Consider the following 19998-nt stretch of genomic DNA (forward strand, 5'->3'; position numbering starts at 1 on the left):
CTGTCCCGCTCCTCCATTCGCGCTGAGCCTGCCGAAGTTACATGTGCCGGCTCGGCGCGAAGGGGATGCGATGCAGAGCATGCCCCCCGTCAGCTACCGTTGTCTTCGCACTAACTTTCTGCCATCACGGCGAAAGCGCCGCGTACCAGCCCCTCAGCGACTCCGCTATTTTCACACGAGCACATTGCACAGGCAGTTGCTGCCTTGCCGCCCCGGGTGACATGGAAGACGCTTGCCTCATACCCCGGGCCGCCGCCGTTGTGTCCGAGGATCATGCCGTACGGCGAGGCGGTATCAGCCATCAGTCCGAGGCCATAGCAGGGATTCCCGTATTTGGGGGGCGCGGTTGGCACCGGTGTCAGCACGGTCATCTCCGCCAGCATTGCGGGGGAGATGATCGCGCCAGAGAAGAGTCCGTCAAAGAGGGCCGCGAGCTCTGCCGGCGTCGATGCCATCGTGCCGTGGGCGACCCAGCCGGGGTGATAGACGGTGCGGATGTCGACCCCCTTGTCCATCGCCACAAGATCCGACCGGGCAGGCTGCAGCGCCTGGAGGTCTGCGACCGTCTCCGCGACAAAGGTGTGCCCCAGTCCGAGGAGGCGGCATATCTTCTCCTGCACCAGCAGGCGCAAGCTCCGGTTATTTTCCATCTCCGCGATCCGCTTCAGCAGAAGGTACCCGGTGTTGGAATAGCTCCATCCTTCCCCCGGCCGGAACAACATCCCCTGCGCCAACGTCCTCTCCACAAACTCCGCGGCACTCCACGGTGTCGACGGAGAGGTCTGCACCGCTTCATGGTATGCGGCCAGCGTCCCGTAGTCCGGCAGGCCGGAGGTGTGGTTCAGCAGGTGGCGCAGCGTGATGTCTGAAGCTTCGGGTACTGCGGGAAACCAGCGGGCCAGGGGTGCCGACAGCGCGGTGCGCCCGCTCTCGCACAGCAGCAGGACGAGGGCCGCGATAACGGTCTTCGTGCAACTGTAGGCGAGGAAGAGGGGAGGGGCGCCACCGTGCACCCCCGCCGCGGCGGTGAAGGCGTGCGGCCCCGCTGCCCCCGCTAGCCGGAGCGACACGCTGGCGCAGGCGCGGGGTGAGCGCTGTCGGATCAAGGTCTCGAGACGCTGCTGAAGCATCTACACCGATCCCCGGCACTGCTGGCTCTTGGCGATCAGGAAATAGACCACCCCCAGAATCAGAAGGGTCCCGGCGAGGAAGACCTGGGTGGAGAGGAGGTCGTGGCGCAAGGTGGAGATCAGGATCTCGCGGATCAGGGCGACGATGATCACCCCGATGAAGACAAGGATGTTGAATTTCCCCCCTTTCAGGCTCTTGATCTCGTTGTCCATGAGCTCGATCATCATCCAGATGATGAGAAGGGTGCCGAGCGCCCCCAGGATCCCTTTCTCTATGTCGCCGCGAAAGACATGGGTGATGTCCCAGATAAAGAGCCCCACCACCGAGAGCGATACCCCCGCAAGAGCGAGGATCAGCACGAGGTTCAGGCCATATGTGAAGCGCTCGGCCGCCCCGATGAGCTTCGACTCCAGCCGGTGCGAGACGAATACCTTCTTCAGGGCCTCCTCCTGGTAGGAGGCGCTCATGATGTCGAGATTGATGTCGATGATCTTTTCCACCGCGATGCGGTACTTGCGGCGCTCCTCGATCTCCGGGTAGTTCTCCTGCAGCAGCTCGATCAGGAAGCGGCGCACGACGTTCATCGCCACGTTCACGTAGTGGGCGTTCAGCCCGACGCGGACATGGGCGAGCCCGATCCGTTGCAACTTGTGCAGGTATTGGTTGTCGTAGCCGCCTGAAAAGAGGGTGCAGAACCAATCCCTGTGGGAGCTCTTGAGCCGCTGCAAGAGTGCGGCGTCGTGCAGGAATTCCGCGCTGGCCGGAATCCCCAGCAGAAAGTCGTAGAAGATGTCCGCCATCCTTTCCGCATTGGCGGCCATGAGAGGTGCAAGTTCCTTCAGCAGAGCTGCGTCCTCGTCGTTAAAGAGGTAGTGGCCTTTGATGTCCTGCATTGTGAGCATTACGCCCTCCTGGTACGAAAAATGATGGCAATTATAGGGCAGGCCTCGCGCATTGCAATTCGGATCACAATTATCCTTTTCTCACTGTGACGCCTGTCACAGAAGATTTCCCGTCACCCGTGCTACACTGCCGCCGACCATTTTTGCGTGTGAACCTGATCTGTCCGGAAAAAGGCTGACCGTGACGAGGAGGAACCATGATCGATCGGAGGACTGGCAGGAGAGCGTCGCTGGCGGGCTCACGCGGAGCTGTTGCAGCAGCCGTGCTCATAGCCTGCATTGCGGTCGCCGCCGTAGGAATCGGCCCCGCTACGGCGGAGGCTGCCGAGGCGGCTCTCTCGTGGGAAGCCCCCTCCGTTAACATGGACGGCTCCCCGATATCCGACCTCGCGGGGTACCGGGTGTATATCGGGACCTCGTCGGGGAAGTATGACGAGAGCTTTGACGCCGGAAGCCGCCAGAACTACCTGGCATACAACCTTGTCCCCGGCACCACCTACTATTTTGCCGTCACGGCGTACAATACCTCCGGCGAGGAGAGCCCCTTTTCCGAGGAGGTGGTGAAGAGCTTCCTGGGAAGTGTGGAAACGCTCCCCCCGACGACATTCGTTTTGCAGGACGCGCTCCTCGCGCTGAAGTACGTCGTCGGCACCTCGCCGCTGGCACCTGTCCAGCTGTCGCAGTACGACATCTCCCCCGCCGGTGCCGACGGCACCCCCGAGCCGGACGGGGCGGTGGACATCGGCGACGTCGTATCGATCCTCCGAAGGTGCGTCGGCTTGAGGTAAGACGACGGACGTAAAAGAATGCCTTCCGGAAGTGGCCGGGGGGCTGTGAGTATGCTCCCTCGAAGCACCGCACGAGACCTCGCGTCCCCCCCTTTGCGAAGGTTCTTCCGGGAATTCTGTGGAACGCGCTACAAAGAATCCGGGTGCCCCCACGCTGGAGCGTAGGCATCTTGCCTGCGATGGCGGCGCAGCCGCCACAGACCGCGCGGCTGGCGCCGCGGTACAGGCTGGGAAGCCTGTGCTCCAGCGCGGCGCTACTAGTGCCCCCTCACGTCAACGGAAGCGACCGGGCTGAATTCCCGGAATTCCCGGATGAACCTTTGCGAAGGGGGGACAGGAGGGATTTGCTCTAGTAGAGCAAGGCTTTACCCCTCCCGTTAAGAGAGGAAGACCAAAAAAAGGGCCCCCATTTCTGGAGGCCCTTTTTCATTCGGTACCTGGCTGTACCCGTTACCGCGCGGGGAGGGCCAGGCTGAAGGTCGTTCCGCGGGAAGTCGAGTCGAAGGACACCTTCCCTCCCAGGATCTGCTCCCCGAACAGCTTCATGGAGTAGGTGCCAAACCCCCGACCGATGGTCGCCTTCGTGCTGAAGTTGAGCTGGAAGATCCTGCGCGCCACATCCGCCGGAATCTCCCCCGGGTTGCGGACCCGGAACGTCACCGCACCCTCCTCCTCGCGGCAGCTCAGCACCACCTCCCCACCATCGGCGGTCGCCTCCAGCGCATTGGTCACCATGTTGATGATCACCCTGCTGGTGAGGTGAAAGTCGGTGGTGAAAAGGAGCTCTGGCGACGCGTACTCGACTACCAGCTTCTTCCTCGCCGCCAGATCGTGTCCGTCGAAGAGCCTCTCGATCTCGTTCAGCAGGGAGTTTGCCGTCACCTGCGCATAGATCGGCCTGTAGGAGGCGTCGAGCGATTTCTGCAGGGAGTTGTGGATCGCGATCTCCTGCGCGATGCGCTTCACCAGGTGCTGGATGTCCTCCATCCTTTCCTTTGCCACCACCTGCGTTGCCGACACCCTGCTCTTCCCGATCAGACCGCACAGCATGTTGTTGATGTCGTGAAAAAAGGTGCGGTCGAGGCAGGCCCGGTGCTGCTGCATGGTGATGTCCTGCATGAAGAGGAGGAGATACTTCTGCCGTTCGAGCTCGAGCGGGTAGGTTCTGACGCTGAAGTAGATGGCACCCTGCCACCCCTCCTTCTCCAGCGCCAGGGCGCATGTCCTCTCCTGGGGAAGGCCGGTATCGAGCGCGGCAACGGTCGCAATGACCGCGCCGCAGGTGGAGCAGTACTCCGAGGTGCCGCATCCACCCTCCATCTCGCAGGCGTGCCTGCATTTCAGGGCCTCGCCGAGCCTCAGTCCCAGCGACTCGGCGGCGTCTTCAATACCGATCTGCTGCAGGAAGGCGTTGTTGAGGGCTACGACCTGCCGCTGCTCGTTCAGGACCGCCAAGAGCCCGCTCGCCACGGTCATGATCGCGCCGATGACGGGGCTGGCGGTGATGATCGCTATGTCCCGTTCCAGTTCGCTCTTTCCCTTCCTTTCCGCCGGTGCGAAATAGCTCTCCAATCTCTCGCCGTTGCGGTGCTCTTTCATGGCACGCCTCTTCAGAGCCTTAGGGCGTTTGGCTGCTCCCACCGTTCGCGCCGGTGGTCCCCCTATAGACTGAATCAGTCATAGCATAAGCGGGCGGTTATTAAAAGTTGTTTTGAAATCTGCGGCCGCGGGACGAGTCGCCGTCGAACGTCACGGCACGGCTGAGGGTGGAGCTTCCTCTGGCGACTCCTGGCGCGCCTCCTTCAGGGTAAAGTAGATCGTCGTTCCCTGGTCCGGCCCCGGGCTTTCCGCCCAGATGCTCCCCTCGTGGTTGAGCACGATCCTCTTGCACAGAGAAAGCCCCAGCCCCTCGCCGCTTTTCGACTCCCGGGTCGGGTCCGCCTCGTGGAAGATCTTTTCGCACTCCTCCGGCGCGAGTCCGGCGCCGTCGTCCTGCACAGCTACGGTCACCATCCCCGCGGCGTTCAGGACCCAGATGCGCACCTTTCCGTTCCTGCGCGCGTAGCGGGCGGCGTTGGAGAGGAGGTTGTCAAAGAGGAGGGAGAGCTGGTCGAGAGCGCCCAGCACCGCGAGCTCCTCGCTTATCCCGCTGCAGTCGCACTCTACCCCCAGCTGGGTGAAGAGCCCGGCATTCTTCTGCAGCCGCTCTCTCGCCACGGCAGCGAGGGGAACCGCGGTGAGCTCGCCGCGGCGGCCGCGCGGGCGGACCAGTGCTGTGGAGTTGGTGGTGAGGGCGAGAATCTGCTCCGCGCTCTTTTCGCACACCTCCAGCATCCTCTTCAGGGCGTCATCATGCGTCCTCTCCTTCACGATCGGGAGGAGGGCGAAGAGCGGGGTGATCGGTGTCCGCAGGTCGTGGTTCAGCTTCACCACCAGGGACTGCACGAGGTTTGCGTGCTCGAGCCGGGCCTCCAGCTTCGATCGCTCCTGTTCGGAGCGCCGAAGCTCCGTGATCTCCCGCATCGTCTGGATCCCCCCCACAAGCTCCCCGTGCAGATCGAAGAAGGGCGCCGCGGCACTCCAGACGAGGCGCTCCTTTCCCCCCAGCACGAGCTTCACCTCCGTGCAGATCGTCTGCCCCTTCCTATCGACCCCGCTGTAGAAGGTGTCGAGCTTTCCACCGTCCTGCAGCATGTCGATGAGGAGCATCCGGGTGACGCCGTAGAAGGGGACGGCGTAGGCGTGGTCGCCGCGGCCGAGCATCTCCTCCTTTCCCACCCCGGTGAGCTCCTCCAGGGCCCTGTTCCAGGCGATGACCCGCTTCTCCTTGTCCACCACGAAGGTGGGATCGGGAAGAAACTCCACTATGTCCTCGACGCGCTGGCGGGCGTTCAGGGCCTCCTCTTCAGCAGCCTGGCGACGCGCGATGTCGACCGTGAGCGCCTTGTTTGCCAGGGCGAGCTGGCGGGTGCGCCCCTCAAGGGCGTCGTTGGTGGCGGCGAGCTCCGCGGTGCGCGCCTGCAGCGCCTGGTTTGCGGCGGCAAGCTCGGCGGTGCGGGCCGATACCCCCTCCTCGAGGCTCTCCACCTTCAACTCCGCCTGACGCGACAGCTCCCACTTAGAGGTCAGCGCGTTCGCCAGCTGATAGACCTCCATGGCGTCGAACGGCTTTTTGAGGATCAGCAGGCGGTCCCGTATTTCCAGCCGCTTCGAGAGCTCCCTCCAGGAGTAGTCGGAGTACGCCGTGCAGATGACGATCTGGATCCGCGGGTCTACCTCCCAGATCCGCTCCACCGTCTCCACGCCGTCCCATCCGGGGGGCATGCGCACGTCCACGAAGGCCACGGCGTAGGGGGAGCCCTCCTGGAGGCGCGCCTGCACCTTCGCCAACCCCTCCTGCCCCTGGTACGCGGACTCCATCTCGAATCCCCCGGGAAGCTCCTCTATCTCCTCGTCGAAAAGCTCCGCCTCAAGCTCGTCGAGCTCCGTAACCTTTGCCACCGGGGCGAGTATCCGCCGGAAGTCTTCGTGGATCGCGGGCGTATCGTCTATCACCAGGACCCGCCTGTTCTCCGCCATTTTCATCCTTTGCTCCCCGTCTCGACCGGAAGATCGAGGGTGAAACAGGCTCCCTTCCGGAGACCGTCACTTGCCGCCATCAATGTTCCTCCCATCTCCTTTGCAGCGAGGGCGCAGCTGTGCAGCCCGAAGCCGTGCCCCCCTTTCCTGGTGGTGAAGCCGTGGTTGAAGATGCGGGAGAGGTTCTCACTCGTTATCCCTTCCCCTGCATCGCGCACCGTGATCCGCAGCCGCCCGTCGAGGAGCTCCACGCCGAGCGTAAGGATGCGCGCCCCCTCAGTCGCCGCCATGGCATGGTTGGCATTGCTGATCAGGTTCACCAGTATCTGCAGCATGCGCCCGCGGTCCAGAGGGAGCTCCGGTCCCTCTTCCCATTCCTTCACCACCGTCACGTCGTAGCGCCTGAAGGACTCCGCGTTCATGCGCAGGGCATCCTCCAGAAGTTCGGACAGGCGCACCGGCTCCTTCACGCCGCACGTCCCTGCGTACGACTGCTGCGTCGCCACGATCGTCTTTATGTGATCGATGCTGCCGCACAGCCTGCTCAGCTCCGCGAGGATCTCCCGGTGCTCCCCCTCCAGCGACTCCGCGAGCTTTGCCAGGTATTTCGGCAGACGCTTCCCTTTGTCGTCGAGGGTGAAGAAGGCTCCGAGGTCGTCGGCGCGGCTCTCCATGAGGCGCACCGCCTTGGCGAGCCCCCCGACCTTCGAGTCGCGCAACGACTCGGTGAGAAGCCCCGCAGAGACGTTCACGCTGTTTAGGACGTTCCCCACGTTGTGCAGCACGTTTGTCGCCACCTCCGCCATCCCCGCCTGACGGGCGGTCGCCACAAGCTTGCTTTGCGCCTCCTGCAGCTCCCGGGTGCGCTCCACGACCCGCTCCTCCAGCTTCTCGTACAAAAGGGCGTTCTCCAGGGAAACCGCAAGCTGTCCCGCCATGAGCTGCACCGCGTCGAGGCGCTCGCAGCTGAACGCCCCGCTGGTGAGGCGGTTTTCCAGGATCAGTATGGCGCGCCGCACCCCCTGGTTCAGGATCGGCACCAGCATGAGTGAGCAATGATCCACCCCCTGGAGAAAAGGGTCGCTGCAGAAGCGCTCGTCGTGCGGCGCGTCCTCCACGAGGAGAGGCTTCAGGGTGCGCTCCACGTAGCGCACCGCCGAAAGCGGCAGGAGCCCGGCAGCCCCCGCCTCGTCCACCGGGAGAGGGGCAGAGGCCCCTCCGCTGGTATCGAGCAGGAGCCAGCGTGCCGAATCCTCGGACCAGACGACGAGGTGGACGGAGCCTGCCCCGGTGAGGGCGCAAAGCTGCTGGACCACCCGCGCCTTCAGCCGCTCCAGGTTCGTCTCCGAGCTGAGCGCCTGGGAGGCACGCAGGATGGCGAGGAGGTCGACGGAATCGCTGGAGACGGAGAAGGGGCCGTTGCCGGCTCTGCGCTCCCGCTCCCGCCGCGCCATGCGCAGGGAGGGGTGCGCTTTTTCCAGCTGCAGTACTTTTGCCGCGGCGCCCCAACTGTGGTACAGGTCGCGAGCCTCCGCGAGGAGACGGCGGGCCAGGGCCGGGCGTCCGCAGTCGTCGTAGAAGAGAGCGGCGCGCTCCGTGATGAGGGCGCGGTGCCAGGGGCGCTCCATCTCTTCCGCGGTGGCGAGCGCCCTGTCGAAAAGGCGGGCCCCCTCTTCCCGCGCACCGATGGCCCAGGCGCATTCCGCCTCCACCAGGTGGGCGAGGTGCTGGAAGTTCTCCGGCGCGTCCGCGGCACGCAGGAGAAGCCACCGATTCGCCTCGGTTGCCTGCGAAAGGAGCGCATCCCGCTCCCTCCCCTCGCTTCTTTTCAGAAGGCAGGCGAGGGAGAGGGAGTGCAGCAGGTGCGCCAGCGCCGTCGGGTACATCCCCTGGATGAAGGGGAGGGTCGGTAGTGCCGCCGCTGCATGGCGGCACAGGGCGGTGGCGTCTCCGAAGAGGGCGGCGGCGAGCGCCCGGTGGACGTGGTACATCGCCACCCCCTTCGGGTTCCTCTGCAGCGCTGCGAGGTGCGCCGCCTCGTCGAAGGAGGGGTCCCCGAAGGCGCCCGCCGATTCCGGTCCCCCCTGCACGGTGAGGAGGAGCCTCCCGTACGTCTGCAAGGATGAGGCGGAGTTCTCGATGCCGTTGCGCAGCGCAAAGGAGAGGGCGGCGTCGAGTTCCTGGCCGAAATCCTCCAGCTTTGCGGTATCCAGGAAGGAGGCGAGGGTCGTGTTGTAGGTAAACGCCGCGAGCTGCATCTCTCCCGCGTGGAGCAGACCCCGGCGCGCTTTCTCCGCCTGCGCCCCGCTCTCCTCCAGGGGGTTCATCCAGTGGGAGGCAAAAAGGGCGAAAGAGTGCCGTACCCAGGATGTCTCCGGTTCGTAGCCGCGGGCGTCCCCGACGAGGAGCGCCTGCTGCGCCGCGCGTGCGCCGGAGACGTAGTCGCCGGCGAGCTGCATCCCCACGTACGGAAAGCCGCTGAACCCTGAGATGAGCGGGGCGCACGGCCCGTGCTGCGCCCAGAGGCGCTGGCACTCCAGCACGATCCAGGTGCTCACGGCGGGGGCGCAGAAGAAGGTCGGGAGGACGAGCCGATGCAGGAGACGGGCAACCGCGAGGACCTTTTCGTCCTCCACCTCGACGCGCTCCATCTCCCGTCGCGCACAGAAGGCGGCGGTGAATTCGCACCAGGCAGGGAGCGCCTCCTGCAGACTCTCATCGAGGCGATGCGGCAGTGAAACCCCCATCCGCTCCAGTAGATCGAGCCCCAGCGCCACCGCCTCCTGGGGCCTCCCCCGGTCGGTGAGGCTCTTTATCTGGATGCAGGCTGCCTCCAGGAACTCCCCCGGCTCTTTCGCCTTTTCCTCGATCGCCTGGTACAGACGCTCCGCGTCCTCGAAGCGGCCGAGGCTATAGAGCGCTGCATGCCACTCCCTTTCCAGGAGGGGGACGAGCGGGTCCTCAGGGAGCCCCGCAGAGGCGAGCTTCAGCGCGGCGCCGAGGAAGCGCTCCGCCGCCTGGTGATTGGCCACCGCGCGCGCCGATCCGGCCCCTTCGCGGAAAAGTGCGACGACCCGCCTCATCTCCCCGGGGTCGTCGAGCAGCTCGAGCGACCGGAGGTACTGCTCCGCTGCCAGCAGCCGGAAGGACGCACACTCGGAAAGGCGGCGTGCAGCAGAGAGGTGAAGGAGTGTTCTGTCCTGCGGCGGGATGCCACGATACACCCCCTGCCGCACCCGATCGTCCCGGAAGCCTACCCGCGCCTCCCCTGGCGCGCCGTTTTGCTCCAGTACCAGCACATTTTCCGTCAGGGCGGCGGCAAGATCCTCCTCCAGCTCCTGCACAGGTAGCGAGATCGTCTGCGCGAGCGCGGGGAGCATGACCTCCCCCCCGAGGCAGGAGAGCCCACGCAGGAGATCTCTGATGCGGGGGGGAAGTGCTGCCAGGCGTAGCGCCGGGATCTCCGTGACCACGGTGCGGGTGAGATATCCCCTGACCGCCTCGTCCTCCCACCCCCACCCCTGCTCCCGGAGTTTCAGGATCCCGTCGCTGCGCAGGGAGTTCAGAAGCTCCACCGTGTCCCCCGGGTTACCCTCCGTCTTCGTGGCGACCGCTTGCGCCAGTGAGGCCCCCTCGCCCCCTTGGAGGCGCAGCATCTCCTCTATCATGAGGGCGAGGTCCTCGTGGGGGAGGCTTCCGAGACGCAGCCTGAGCGTCACCGACTCCTGCCCCCTCCAGCGCTTCAGTGCGGAGGCCAGAGGGGCCGAGGCGGGCTCCCCGTCGCGGTGGCTCCCCACGAGGAGAAGGCCAGGAGGGAGCCCCGAGGCGAGGATGCTGTCGATGAAGTCGATGGCATGCTGGGGAGCGCACTGAAGGTCGTCGAGAAAGACCACCACCGGGCGCTGCGAAACGATGGAGCACAAAAGATCGAGCCCTGCCACGTGGAGCCTCGCTTGCGTCTTCACCGCATCCCCGGAGACCTGCTCCGGCGTTACCCCGAGGATGGTGGCGAATTCGGGAAGGGAGGCGCTGAGAAGTGCGGCGCTCGGGCCGAGCCGACGCAGCAGTCGCTCGCGGTGGAAGGAGAGCTCCGCCTCCGGCTCCGCCAGGAGGAGGCGTCCCAGGGCGCGCAGCGCCTGCACGTTGGCGCTGGAGGCGGGGTCGTGCCGCTGCGCCTCAAACCTGCCGCTGACGAACCAGCCGTGCGCCTGCGCCACCATGAGGCGCAATTCGTTCACCAGCGCGCTCTTCCCGACTCCGGGGGCGCCGGAGACGAGGACGGCGGCCCCCGGCCCCTGCAACGCCACGGCCAGTGCCTTTCGCAGCGCCGAGATCTCCCTCTCCCGCCCGATCAGCCGCGACGGCGGCGAAAGCCTGATGCAGAAGTCGTGCTCCCCCAGCGAAAGGGAGGTCTCCCCTCCGCTCATCACCTCCTGCAGGAGCCGGGAGAGATCGTGCTTGAGCCCGGCGGCACTCTGGTAGCGCAGGTCCGGCTCCTTCTCCAGAAGTCGCATCACGATCCGGGAGAGGGGGGGCGGGACGGAGGGGACGATCTGCGCGGGGGGGACGGGGGGGCGCGCCAGGATGTCGTGGATCAGTTGCAGCGGGTCGCTCCCTTCGAAAGGGGGGCGTCCCACGAGGAGGTGATAAAAGGTGGCCCCGAGGCCGTAGAGGTCGGCGCGCTGGTCGACGGTGCGGCCGGTGCGGCCGGTCTGCTCCGGTGCCAGGTAGGGGAGGGTGCCGGCGATCTCGCGGTGGTGCACGAAGACGGGGCGCTCCTCGGCGAAGGTGGTGGCGAGGCTGAAATCGATGACCACAGGGGAATCGTCCCTGCGGGAGAAGAGGACGTTGTCGGGGTTCAGATTCTTGTGCGCCACACCTGCGCCATGGATGTCGGCGAGGACCGCCGCTGTCTGCAGGAAAAGCCGCACCAGCGCCGCCATCTCCCCACCGCGCTGCGGGGTGACTTCGTGGAGGGGGAGGGCGCCGCTATCCTCCATGGCGATGGTAGAGGGGGGGAATGCCCCCTGTACCAGTCGTGGCACTCCCGCGATCCCTGAGAGGCGCTCCAGGATTCCCCTCTCGTGGTGAAAGCGGATGTCGGCGTTCGGCCCGAGGAGCTCCTTGCAGATGACGCTCCCCCCCCCGGGGAGCTTGCGGCGAAAGACCCGCGTAAGCGCGCAATGGTACAGGACCTCGTCCGCCGCCCACTGGGGAAGGCCCATCACCCAACGATTTTTGCAAATTGCAGTCAAAGTAGCTTCCTGTGGCGGTTTGTGCCGGGAGGGAGAGGGCGGGGAGTTTCAGCGCTTGCGCGACCCGGGATGCTCCATCAGCTGAGGTATCGGCTGGAAAGGTCAAATACTTGAGGGGATACGCTGCGGCGGGGAGGATGTGACGTGGGGGGGGGAAAGGGGAGGCCCCTGCACTGCAGGGGCCTCCGGTACGGCATGAGCTATTTCTTTGTCACCACGAAGATTTCGGGGCTTTCCGCGCTGCCGGATGGTGTTTCCACCGTGATCTTCGTGTTGGTGAGGGTTCCCTTCGGCACGAGGAAGGAGAGCTGGTTCGTGCCGTACACCGTCGTCTCTATGCGAGTCACACCCCCCATACTGATATAGGTGCGTCCCGGGACGAAGTTCGTGCCGGTGACGATGCGGTAGGCACCCGGGGGGCCGATGTAGTGATCGACAGCCGTGATCGTCGGAGCTCCCGTAGGTGTCTGGACCGTAAAGACCGCGGTGCTCGGGGCGCCCGCACCGAAGTCCGTCGTGCTGACGGTGATCGCCCCGCCGCTTCCTTCCGCAATGGAGGGGACGGTGAAGATGAGGGTGTAGGAGTCAAGGACCTGGACGTTCGTTCCCGGAACCGCGCCGATGGTAACGGAGGTCCTGCCGGAAATAAAGTCCTGCCCGTGGACCGTCACGGTCTGCCCCACCGGCCCTATGGCAGGCGCAAAGCTCGTCACCGTCGGCGCAGCGGTCGGCTGCTGCACCGTGAACGCCTCCGTGGAGGTTGCCTCCCCGTACGGCGTGGTGACCTTGACGGTGCTCGGGGAGGTGATCCCTGCCGGCACCGCGAAGGAGAGGTAGCTGGAATGTGCCACCATTGTCTCGATGCCGGTTACGCCTCCTATGGAGACCGTCGTTCCCGGCACGAAGTTCGTCCCCATGATGCGCACGAGCTGCCCGATCGGCCCCGAGGTCGGACCAATAGAGCCGATGGTGGGCTGCGGCGGGTTTACGGTCATCACCGACTGGGCCGAGACGCTCTGGTCCAGCGGCCATCTGGCGGTCAGCGTCGATTTTCCGGTACGTATGGCGGTGGAGGTCTCCCCCTTGTTGCTGGTATTGTCCACCACCGCTACCTGCTCGTCCGAGGAGAACCAGGTGACGGTTTCGGTGACGTCCTGTTTGGTGCCATCCGAGAAGTTCGCAACCGCGGTGAGCTGCACTTTCTCTATTCCGAGGCCGACCGCGGGTGTACCGGGCTCCACCGTGATGGAGACTGCGTGGGCGCCGCTGACCGTGAGTGTCGCCTGTGCCTGCCTTCCGCCGTAGGCGGCGGTTATGGTGGTGGAACCTTGCTTCAGCCCCGTGGCGGAGACGCGCCCGCTCGCATCAGCGGCCATTGTCGCTACGGTCGGATCGGAAGAGGTCCATGTCGCCGCCGGGGTGACGTCATGGGTGCTGCCGTCGCTGTACCCTGCCTTCGCGGTGAAGCGCATGCTCGTCCCGATGGCGATGGTGGAGTTCCCCTGGTCGATGGAGAGGGAGTTGATGGTGGCAGCGTTGATGGTGATCCCCACGCTCCCGGAGATGCCGGCGAGTGTGGCGGTTATGGTGACCGCGCCGGGCGCTACCGAGGTCACTAAGCCGGTGCTGCTGACGGTCGCCTTCGCGGTGTCGGAGGAGCTCCAGGAGACGAGGCTGGTGATATCTCCGGTGCTGTTGTCGGAGAAGGTGCCTTTGGCGGTCAGCTGCTTCGGAACACCGACCGGCATGGAGGGGACCGGGTCGATGGCGATGGAGGAGAGGGCGAGGACCTTCACGGTCGCCGAGCCGGTCGCACCCGATCCGGCTGCGGTGATGACTGCGGTGCCCGGCGTGGACCCCGCGGTGACCAGGCCGGAGCTGCTGACGGAGGCGACAGCGCTTGCGGACGAGCTCCAGGTGACGGTGCCGGTGACATCCTGGGTGCTGCCGTCAGTTGCCACCAGTGTGGCTGTGTATTGCTGTGTCGTACCCGGCGGGAGTGTCAGAGTGGCGGGGTGGACCTGGATCGTCGGACCGGTTGCTACGTTTGCCGAACTTCCGTTCCCCCCTCCAGACCCTCCTCCGCCGCAACCTGAGAGTGCGAGCAGTGACATCACCATGGCCCATAGTAGCAATAGCGGTTTTCTCATGTCTTGCCTCCTGTGGAATCGAATGTGATAGACCGTCCGGGAAATAGGGAGTGTCAGAGCCTATGACTTGCGGGCCAACTCTCCTGTCTGGCGAACGACTTCCAAATTATACTGCACAGCCGCAAATAGTTAAGGTATACCAATGTACCCTCGGCTCTCTGACTCCGCGTCGGACGTGGGGGGAACGCCTTGGCGGCTTTTGTGGAAATGGGATACCATCTAGGGAGGAAGTCGCAGGTGGGCGGAAAATGGGGGAAGATCCCCGGGAGGTAGTCATGAGGCGTATGGTTCTGCTGGCGGCGTTTTCTTTTGTCTTTGCGACGGGGCCCACTGCTTTCGGGCAGGTCGTGGCTCCCGATGAGGGAGGGATGCAGCAGCCGCGCGACGGTGCCATAGAGGAGATGGACAGCTCGCGTCAGAAGGCGTGCAACTGCTGCCAGGAGTGTCAGGCGGCGATGAAGACGACGAAGGGGAAGGAGGAGGGGCCTCCGAAGACGAACGGCTGCAGGGATTGCTGCAAGCGCTGCGGGAAGAAGGTCCCTATGGACAAGAGCGTCCCGCCGGAGATCACCCGCTAGCCGCGGGGCTACCGGCTCTTCTTCTCCAGCTCCAGGTCGAGGTGCTTCAGCTCGTCGATGTTCCGTTTCAGCTGCTCGATGGTGTCCCTGAGGTCGCTGTTTTCCTTGCTGAGGGCGTCCCTTTGGGTGCGGTAGGTGCGGTTCTGGCGCCGCAGCTCGTCCCCTGAGCTGAGCTGGTCCGCCAGTGGCTGCGCCTGGGCGGTCCAGGGGCTTTGCGGGTACTCCCGCTTCAGGCGGCGCAGCAGCTGGTGCGCCCTCGTGCTCTCCCCTCCCGGGCGTACCGATAAAAGGGCCAGCCTGAAAAGCGCCTCGTCCGTCACCCCCGCCACCGGGGGGGCTTCGCATACCGCGGCAAGGAGCCCGCGGGCGTTGGCGACATCCCCCCTCCCCAGCGCCTTCACCGCCTGGGAGAGCTGCTCCGCCTGGTTCGCGCGTGAGGGGGTGCGTGGTGCAGGTGCCGGTGGCCCCACCGCGTCCGGAGGCAACGCTCCTTTCGAGGCACACCCGGCGCAGAGGGCGAAGACGATGGCTGCGGCGATTTTCTTCATTTCTCCTGTCCGTACCACTTGATGGAGTAGCTGCTCCCCGGGCTTTCCTTCACGTAGTCCTTCAGCTCCGCGCTTACGCGCGCCAGTTCCACGGCGGAGGCGACCTGGGCGCCGCCGCAGATCACCACCGCGATGGAGATGCTCATGATGGGGAAGAAGCGCTGCACCCCGTAGCGGTCGAACCCTTCGATCCCGCCGCTTCCCTTGTCCTCCTCGCTGTAGTGCTTCACCACCTCCGCGTCGAAATCCCTGATGACCGTCTCGCATACCGGTGCCGCCAGGGTGTCGGGAACGACCATAACGAAATCGTCCCCCCCTATGTGCCCCACGAACCCTTCCGCCCCGGCGTGGCGCGCCACCGCCTGCTGGATGATGTCGCCGGAGAGCCTGATGAGCTCGCTCCCCTTGGCATAGCCGTAGCGGTCGCTGTACGCCTTGAAGTTGTCGAGATCGGCATAGCAAAAGGCAAAGCGCCTGCCGCTTTTCAGCCGCTCCTCCATGGTGCGCTCGATCGCCAGGTTCCCGGGGAGCCTCGTCAGCGGGCTCGCGTCGAGGTTTACCCGCTCAAGCGCCTTCAGCCGCGCGGCCATTACCGTGAAGTCGCTGGCGAGGTCCCCTATCTCGTCTCCCGCCACGATCTGCGGGTCGTGATCGAAGTCCCCGGCGGCGAACCGGTGGGTGGCGCGCTGCAACCTCTTGATGGAGCTGGAGATGCGGTAGATGACCACGGCGGCGACGACGAGGGCGAGGAGAAAGCCGACGAGCGAGATCAGAAGTGCCCACCTGATGGTGGAGTGCCTCTGTACGTCCGCGGTGCGCAGCTTCCCCTGCAGCGTCGCCTGGTGGCTTTTCTCCAGCGTGTCGATCGTATCGAAGAGGCGCAGCGCCAGGGCGCGCAGCTCCTTCCTGTTTCCGGAGGCCCCGGAGAAGAGCCTCTGTGCGGCGGAGCCGTAGTCGCGGTAGAGGGCGGCCAGGGGCTCGCTCTCGCTGCGCGGTGCGGTGCGGGTGACGGTGGCCAGGAGCTGCAGCGACTCCCGCTGGCGGTCGCGGAAGAGATCGATGAACTCGGGGCTCCTGAAGATGGCGTACTTCCCGGCATACCCTTCCTGGGCCAGGAGCGAGCTGCGCAACCTGGTGAGGGAGCTGATGGCGGGGAGGTCGGAGGTGGCGATCTCCCGTGCCGTGCTGTTTATGGAGATGAGGCCGCGGTAGGAGAAGGCGAGGGCGACGAGGGTGAAGATCGCCATCGCTGCGTACCCTGCAATGAGTTTCCGGGTGATGGAGAGGCGCAGGAAACTCTTTGATTTTCTTTGCGGCTCAGGATTTGTGCCCATTGGGTAATCGTAGATAACGCACCGGTAATAGTCAACGCGTGACCCTTTTGCGCGGAAAGCGCCTGCGAATTATACTACTCCGTTCACTGAAGGCGAGTTCTTACAGAAAATAAAGTCACCGCGCGCTCGCAGGGAGACCCAATGAGTGCGCTTTTTCCCCCTTTCTCAGAAAAAGGAATTTTTTTTTGCCGTGTACAGTAAAGTTTTTCCTCCCCCTGACGATGAGAGGAGGGCATGGCTCCCGAGCCTCCGCTTTCCGCGCGGCTCGCGGCCAGCGCCATGCTACCATCGTGAAGGAGAAGAACCCCATGCACCGGCACATCCTCAAGATTGGCAACGCGAGATACACCTTCAACCAGGCAGCCCTCTGTGCGTTTATCGCGGAGGCGAAGATGCGGGAGAGGGCGTCCCTTCCTCTTGCGCCCGGCGCCATCGGTAACGCCCCTCCGGCAGGCTCCGCGCTGCAGCCGGTACTGGAGGAGGCGGACCGGATCACCGCCCTCTATCGCTCCTACCGCTCCACCGGGAACATCGAGCTCCTCATGGAGCTGAAGAGCCGTCTGGAGAAGGTCTCCGTCCTCTACGAGAGCCACGCCCTCGCCGAGGAGGTCCTCTCCATCAACGCCTGCCTGCCGTACGAACGGCGGGTGCCGTGGGTCTAGCTTTTCCCGGGCCGCGCAGCGGAAAAGGGGTGAAAATGGTTGCATGGCACAGGGGTAAGTGGTATATCTAATCGCCGATTAACGAAAGGAATGGGGGCGAGCGCACGCGGCGCAGGCACCACTTCCGGCAGCAGACGAATACGAGGGTTTGGTCCCACAGGCTAGACCCTTTGTTTATTTTTACCGAAAGGTTAAGGGCGCCGGCTTCACGTTTCCATCCCCCCCCGTCTCTCCGCGGCAGGGGCGCCGGCGAATCTGCCAATACTATGACGGAAGGAGCATCTCCATGAGCACAATCTTCGTTACCGGCGGGGCGGGATACATCGGGAGCCACGTCGTAAGGCAACTCTCCGAGGCGGGGCATCAGGTGGTGGTGTACGACAACCTCTCCACCGGGAGCCCGAACGCCCTGATAAACGGGGAGCGTCTCATCGTCGGGGACCTGGCGGACCGCGAGTTTCTCACCCAGTCCCTCCGGGAGAGCGGAGCGCGCTCGGTGCTCCACTTCGCCGCGGCGATCGTCGCGCCGGAGTCGGTCGTCCTTCCGCTCAAGTACTACACAAACAACACCAGAAACACGCTGAACCTCCTGCAGGCGTGCGTCGATTGCGGCGTCGAGCGCTTCATCTTCTCCAGCACCGCCGCGGTGTACGGGATCCCCGAGGGGGGGGAGGCGTTCGAGGAGACCGCGACGGTCCCGATCAACCCCTACGGCACCTCGAAGCTCATGAGCGAGTGGATGCTGCGCGATGCGGCCTTCGCACACGGCTTCTCCTACGTGGCGCTGCGCTACTTCAACGTCGCCGGCGCCGATCCCCTGGCACGGATGGGACAGCGCACTCCCGACGCGACCCATCTCATCAAGGTTTCGTGCCAGGCGGCGCTCGGCATGCGCCCCTCCGTCTCCATCTTCGGCACCGACTACCCGACACCGGACGGCACCGGGGTGCGCGACTACATCCACATCGAGGACCTCGCCTCCGCGCACCTGAAGGCGCTGCGCTACCTGGAGGAGGGGAACCCCTCCACCGTCATCAACGTGGGGTACGGGCGCGGGGAGACGGTGCGCCAGGTCATCGCCGAGGTGAAGAAGGTAAGCGGCGTCGACTTCCCGGTCCTTGAGGCCGCGCGCCGACCGGGGGATCCGCCGAGCCTCATCGCCGGGGCGACGAAGATCCGCTCCCTCCTCGGATGGGAGCCGCTGCACGACGATCTGGAGCGGATCGTGGCGGATGCCTGGCGCTGGGAGAAGAATCTGAACGCGTCGCGCTGAAAAGAGGCGCAAGCTTGAAATGAACGGGAGTGGGGGGGGCCATGATAAAGAGCATGACAGGGTACGGCAAGGGTGAGGTCCCGTACGCGGGAGGGAAGATCGTGGTGGAGATCCGCTGCGTCAACCACCGCTACGGCGAGATCTCTGTGAAGCTTCCCCGCCAGTTGCTGCGTTTTGAAAACGACATCAAGAAGCGGGTTTCCCAGCAGCTGCAGCGCGGGAAGATCGACGTCTTCATCCAGGTCGAAGGTGCCAGCGGCGCGGGAGCCCCGACGCTGAACCTGCAGCTCGCGTTCGGCTACTACAAGGCGCTGAACAGCATCCGCGAGGCGCTCGGCATCGGTGAGCCAGTGACGCTCGCAATGATCGCCGGCCAGAAGGACGTCATCACCCTCGCCACCGACAGCGAGGCGCCCCCCGAGGAGGTGCCCCAGGAGCTCGTCGCCGCACTCGACGAGGGGCTGCAGCGGGTGGAGGAGATGCGCCTTTTCGAGGGGGAGTCCCTCCTTGCAGACTTCCTGAAGCGCCGCTCGACCCTCGAGGAGCTGATCCGCCAGGTCTCCGAGAGGGCGCCCTCCGTGGTGGGGGAGTGCATGATCAGGCTGAAGGACCGGGTGGCATCCCTCTTGAGCGACGGTGGGCTCCCCGAGGAGCGGCTCGCCCTCGAGGTGGCTGTCCTTGCGGACAAGTGCGACGTGACGGAGGAGCTGGTGCGCCTTGCCAGCCACCTGCGCCAGTTCGACGAGACGCTGGCCCGGCCGGAGCCTGTCGGGCGCAAGCTCGACTTCCTGTTGCAGGAGATAAACCGCGAGGTGAACACCATAGGTTCGAAGGCGAACGACGCCCAGATCGCCGCCTGCGTCGTGGAGCTGAAGGCGGAGCTGGAAAAGATCAGGGAGCAGGTGCAAAATGTCGAGTAGCGCGGTTCTGGAGGCCCCGGCGGAGTTCAGAAGGGAAGGGGCTCTCTTTGTGATATCAGCGCCGTCGGGGGCGGGGAAGACCACGCTTTGCAAGGAAATCATTGACATTTTCCCGAACCTGCGGCATTCTGTCAGCTACACGACCCGCACCCCCCGACCCGGGGAAGTGCACGGACGTGATTATTTTTTTGTGGGGCAGGATGAATTTTCCCGCATGGTCGCCGCCGGGGAATTCGCCGAGTGGGCCGAGGTTCACGGCAACTTTTACGGCACCTCGCTGAAGATCCTGCAGGAGCACCGCGCGGCCGGCATAGACCTGATCCTGGACATCGACTGCCAGGGAGCGCGCACCCTGAAAGGGCGCTTCGACGGCGGTGTCTACATCTTCATTCTCCCGCCGACGATGGAAGAGCTCAGGCGCAGGCTCACCGGGCGCTCCTCCGACACGGCTGAAGTCATCGAGCGCAGGATAGAGAACGCCTCCTCCGAGATCAGCCAGGCCCGCTGGTACGATTACATCATCGTCAATGACCAGTTCCCGGTAGCGGTAGAGCAGTTGAAGAGCGTTCTGATCGCGGAGCAGTGCAGGACATCCCGGGTGCTCCAGGGGCTCTCATCCCGTTTCAAAATCTAGCAGGACTCAACAGAGGGAGGGTGCTAAATGGCACGAGTTACCGTAGAAGATTGTCTGGAGAAGGTGGACAACCGCTTTCTTCTTGTGATGCTCGCCTCGAAGAGGGTGAAGCAGCTCTACAAGGGAGCGAAGCCTCTCATGGAAAACAAGGGGAACAACAAGAACGTGGTACTTTCCCTGCGCGAGATCGCACAGGGGAAGATAGGATGCGAGTTGAGCACGAAGAAGGCTCGCTAGCACACCG

Annotated in this window: 15 protein-coding genes; 7 read left to right on the forward strand and 8 right to left on the reverse strand. The window is 64.6% G+C overall.

Annotated elements, in window-relative coordinates; translation table 11 throughout:
• Positions 1–110 precede the first annotated feature (110 nt).
• A complete protein-coding gene (locus tag LPW11_RS13645; protein WP_230994424.1) occupies positions 111–1130 on the reverse strand; it encodes a serine hydrolase domain-containing protein in 1020 nt (339 codons plus the stop codon).
• The gene (locus tag LPW11_RS13650) at positions 1131–2033 is read right to left on the reverse strand and encodes a protoglobin domain-containing protein (protein WP_230994425.1); all 903 of its coding nucleotides are present in this window, start codon (positions 2031–2033) and stop codon (positions 1131–1133) included. It abuts the gene before it with no gap.
• Between the two features lie 197 nt (positions 2034–2230).
• Here LPW11_RS13650 and LPW11_RS13655 point away from each other — a divergent pair, with 197 nt between their 5' ends.
• Positions 2231–2821 (forward strand): fibronectin type III domain-containing protein, encoded by a 591-nt coding sequence (locus LPW11_RS13655; protein WP_230994426.1) that lies wholly within the window; start codon positions 2231–2233, stop codon positions 2819–2821.
• A 450-nt stretch (positions 2822–3271) separates the two neighbouring features.
• Here the strand turns inward: LPW11_RS13655 and LPW11_RS13660 are convergent, their stop codons facing one another.
• From LPW11_RS13660 to LPW11_RS13675, 4 genes are all read right to left on the reverse strand, one after another.
• Positions 3272–4420, reverse strand: coding sequence for a sensor histidine kinase (locus LPW11_RS13660; protein ID WP_230994427.1), 1149 nt, complete (start codon positions 4418–4420; stop codon positions 3272–3274).
• A gap of 150 nt (positions 4421–4570) precedes the next feature.
• On the reverse strand, positions 4571–6406 hold the full coding sequence (locus LPW11_RS13665) for an ATP-binding protein (protein ID WP_230994428.1): 1836 nt from the start codon (positions 6404–6406) through the stop codon (positions 4571–4573).
• Complete coding sequence (locus LPW11_RS13670; RefSeq protein ID WP_230994429.1) at positions 6403–11655, reverse strand: trifunctional serine/threonine-protein kinase/ATP-binding protein/sensor histidine kinase; 5253 nt, start codon at positions 11653–11655, stop codon at positions 6403–6405. The genes LPW11_RS13665 and LPW11_RS13670 overlap by 4 nt, the downstream gene beginning before the upstream one ends.
• Positions 11656–11855: 200 nt before the next feature.
• Positions 11856–13805, reverse strand: a complete 1950-nt coding sequence (locus LPW11_RS13675; RefSeq protein WP_230994430.1) for an Ig-like domain-containing protein — start codon at positions 13803–13805, stop codon at positions 11856–11858.
• Positions 13806–14080: 275 nt separating this feature from the next.
• Between LPW11_RS13675 and LPW11_RS13680 the strand changes: the two genes are divergently transcribed.
• Positions 14081–14383 (forward strand): hypothetical protein, encoded by a 303-nt coding sequence (locus LPW11_RS13680; RefSeq protein WP_230994431.1) that lies wholly within the window; start codon positions 14081–14083, stop codon positions 14381–14383.
• 8 nt (positions 14384–14391) lie between these two features.
• Here LPW11_RS13680 and LPW11_RS13685 read toward each other — a convergent pair whose 3' ends face one another.
• Both LPW11_RS13685 and LPW11_RS13690 read right to left on the reverse strand, forming a co-directional pair.
• A complete protein-coding gene (locus LPW11_RS13685) occupies positions 14392–14931 on the reverse strand; it encodes a hypothetical protein (protein ID WP_230994432.1) in 540 nt (179 codons plus the stop codon).
• A complete protein-coding gene (locus LPW11_RS13690) occupies positions 14928–16265 on the reverse strand; it encodes a GGDEF domain-containing protein (protein WP_230994433.1) in 1338 nt (445 codons plus the stop codon). The genes LPW11_RS13685 and LPW11_RS13690 overlap by 4 nt, the downstream gene beginning before the upstream one ends.
• 185 nt (positions 16266–16450) lie before the next feature.
• Between LPW11_RS13690 and LPW11_RS13695 the strand changes: the two genes are divergently transcribed.
• From LPW11_RS13695 to rpoZ, 5 genes are all read left to right on the forward strand, one after another.
• Positions 16451–16927, forward strand: coding sequence for a hypothetical protein (locus LPW11_RS13695; RefSeq protein ID WP_230994434.1), 477 nt, complete (start codon positions 16451–16453; stop codon positions 16925–16927).
• A 286-nt stretch (positions 16928–17213) separates the two neighbouring features.
• Complete coding sequence (gene galE, locus LPW11_RS13700; protein ID WP_230994435.1) at positions 17214–18200, forward strand: UDP-glucose 4-epimerase GalE; 987 nt, start codon at positions 17214–17216, stop codon at positions 18198–18200.
• A gap of 41 nt (positions 18201–18241) precedes the next feature.
• Positions 18242–19120 (forward strand): YicC/YloC family endoribonuclease, encoded by an 879-nt coding sequence (locus LPW11_RS13705; protein WP_230994436.1) that lies wholly within the window; start codon positions 18242–18244, stop codon positions 19118–19120.
• Positions 19110–19754 carry a guanylate kinase gene (gene gmk / locus LPW11_RS13710; protein ID WP_230994437.1) on the forward strand — a complete coding sequence of 215 codons (645 nt, stop codon included), beginning with the start codon at positions 19110–19112 and terminating at the stop codon, positions 19752–19754. Before LPW11_RS13705 ends, gmk begins: the two co-directional genes overlap by 11 nt.
• A gap of 27 nt (positions 19755–19781) precedes the next feature.
• Positions 19782–19991: a DNA-directed RNA polymerase subunit omega gene (gene rpoZ / locus LPW11_RS13715; protein ID WP_230994438.1), complete on the forward strand. Its 210-nt coding sequence runs from the start codon at positions 19782–19784 to the stop codon at positions 19989–19991.
• The last annotated feature ends 7 nt before the right edge of the window (positions 19992–19998 follow it).

This window comes from Geomonas sp. RF6, assembly GCF_021044625.1.
Lineage (GTDB): Bacteria > Desulfobacterota > Desulfuromonadia > Geobacterales > Geobacteraceae > RF6.

Bases quoted from the DNA above. Each gene is read 5' to 3' on its own strand.
- LPW11_RS13675 (WP_230994430.1), bottom strand. From the start codon at position 13,805: ATGAGAAAACCGCTATTGCTACTATGGGCCATGGTGATGTCACTGCTC.
- galE (WP_230994435.1), top strand. From the start codon at position 17,214: ATGAGCACAATCTTCGTTACCGGCGGGGCGGGATACATCGGGAGCCAC.
- LPW11_RS13690 (WP_230994433.1), bottom strand. From the start codon at position 16,265: ATGGGCACAAATCCTGAGCCGCAAAGAAAATCAAAGAGTTTCCTGCGC.
- LPW11_RS13645 (WP_230994424.1), bottom strand. From the start codon at position 1,130: ATGCTTCAGCAGCGTCTCGAGACCTTGATCCGACAGCGCTCACCCCGC.
- LPW11_RS13660 (WP_230994427.1), bottom strand. From the start codon at position 4,420: ATGAAAGAGCACCGCAACGGCGAGAGATTGGAGAGCTATTTCGCACCG.
- LPW11_RS13650 (WP_230994425.1), bottom strand. From the start codon at position 2,033: ATGCTCACAATGCAGGACATCAAAGGCCACTACCTCTTTAACGACGAG.
- LPW11_RS13680 (WP_230994431.1), top strand. From the start codon at position 14,081: ATGAGGCGTATGGTTCTGCTGGCGGCGTTTTCTTTTGTCTTTGCGACG.
- LPW11_RS13655 (WP_230994426.1), top strand. From the start codon at position 2,231: ATGATCGATCGGAGGACTGGCAGGAGAGCGTCGCTGGCGGGCTCACGC.
- rpoZ (WP_230994438.1), top strand. From the start codon at position 19,782: ATGGCACGAGTTACCGTAGAAGATTGTCTGGAGAAGGTGGACAACCGC.
- LPW11_RS13685 (WP_230994432.1), bottom strand. From the start codon at position 14,931: ATGAAGAAAATCGCCGCAGCCATCGTCTTCGCCCTCTGCGCCGGGTGT.
- gmk (WP_230994437.1), top strand. From the start codon at position 19,110: ATGTCGAGTAGCGCGGTTCTGGAGGCCCCGGCGGAGTTCAGAAGGGAA.
- LPW11_RS13665 (WP_230994428.1), bottom strand. From the start codon at position 6,406: ATGAAAATGGCGGAGAACAGGCGGGTCCTGGTGATAGACGATACGCCC.
- LPW11_RS13705 (WP_230994436.1), top strand. From the start codon at position 18,242: ATGATAAAGAGCATGACAGGGTACGGCAAGGGTGAGGTCCCGTACGCG.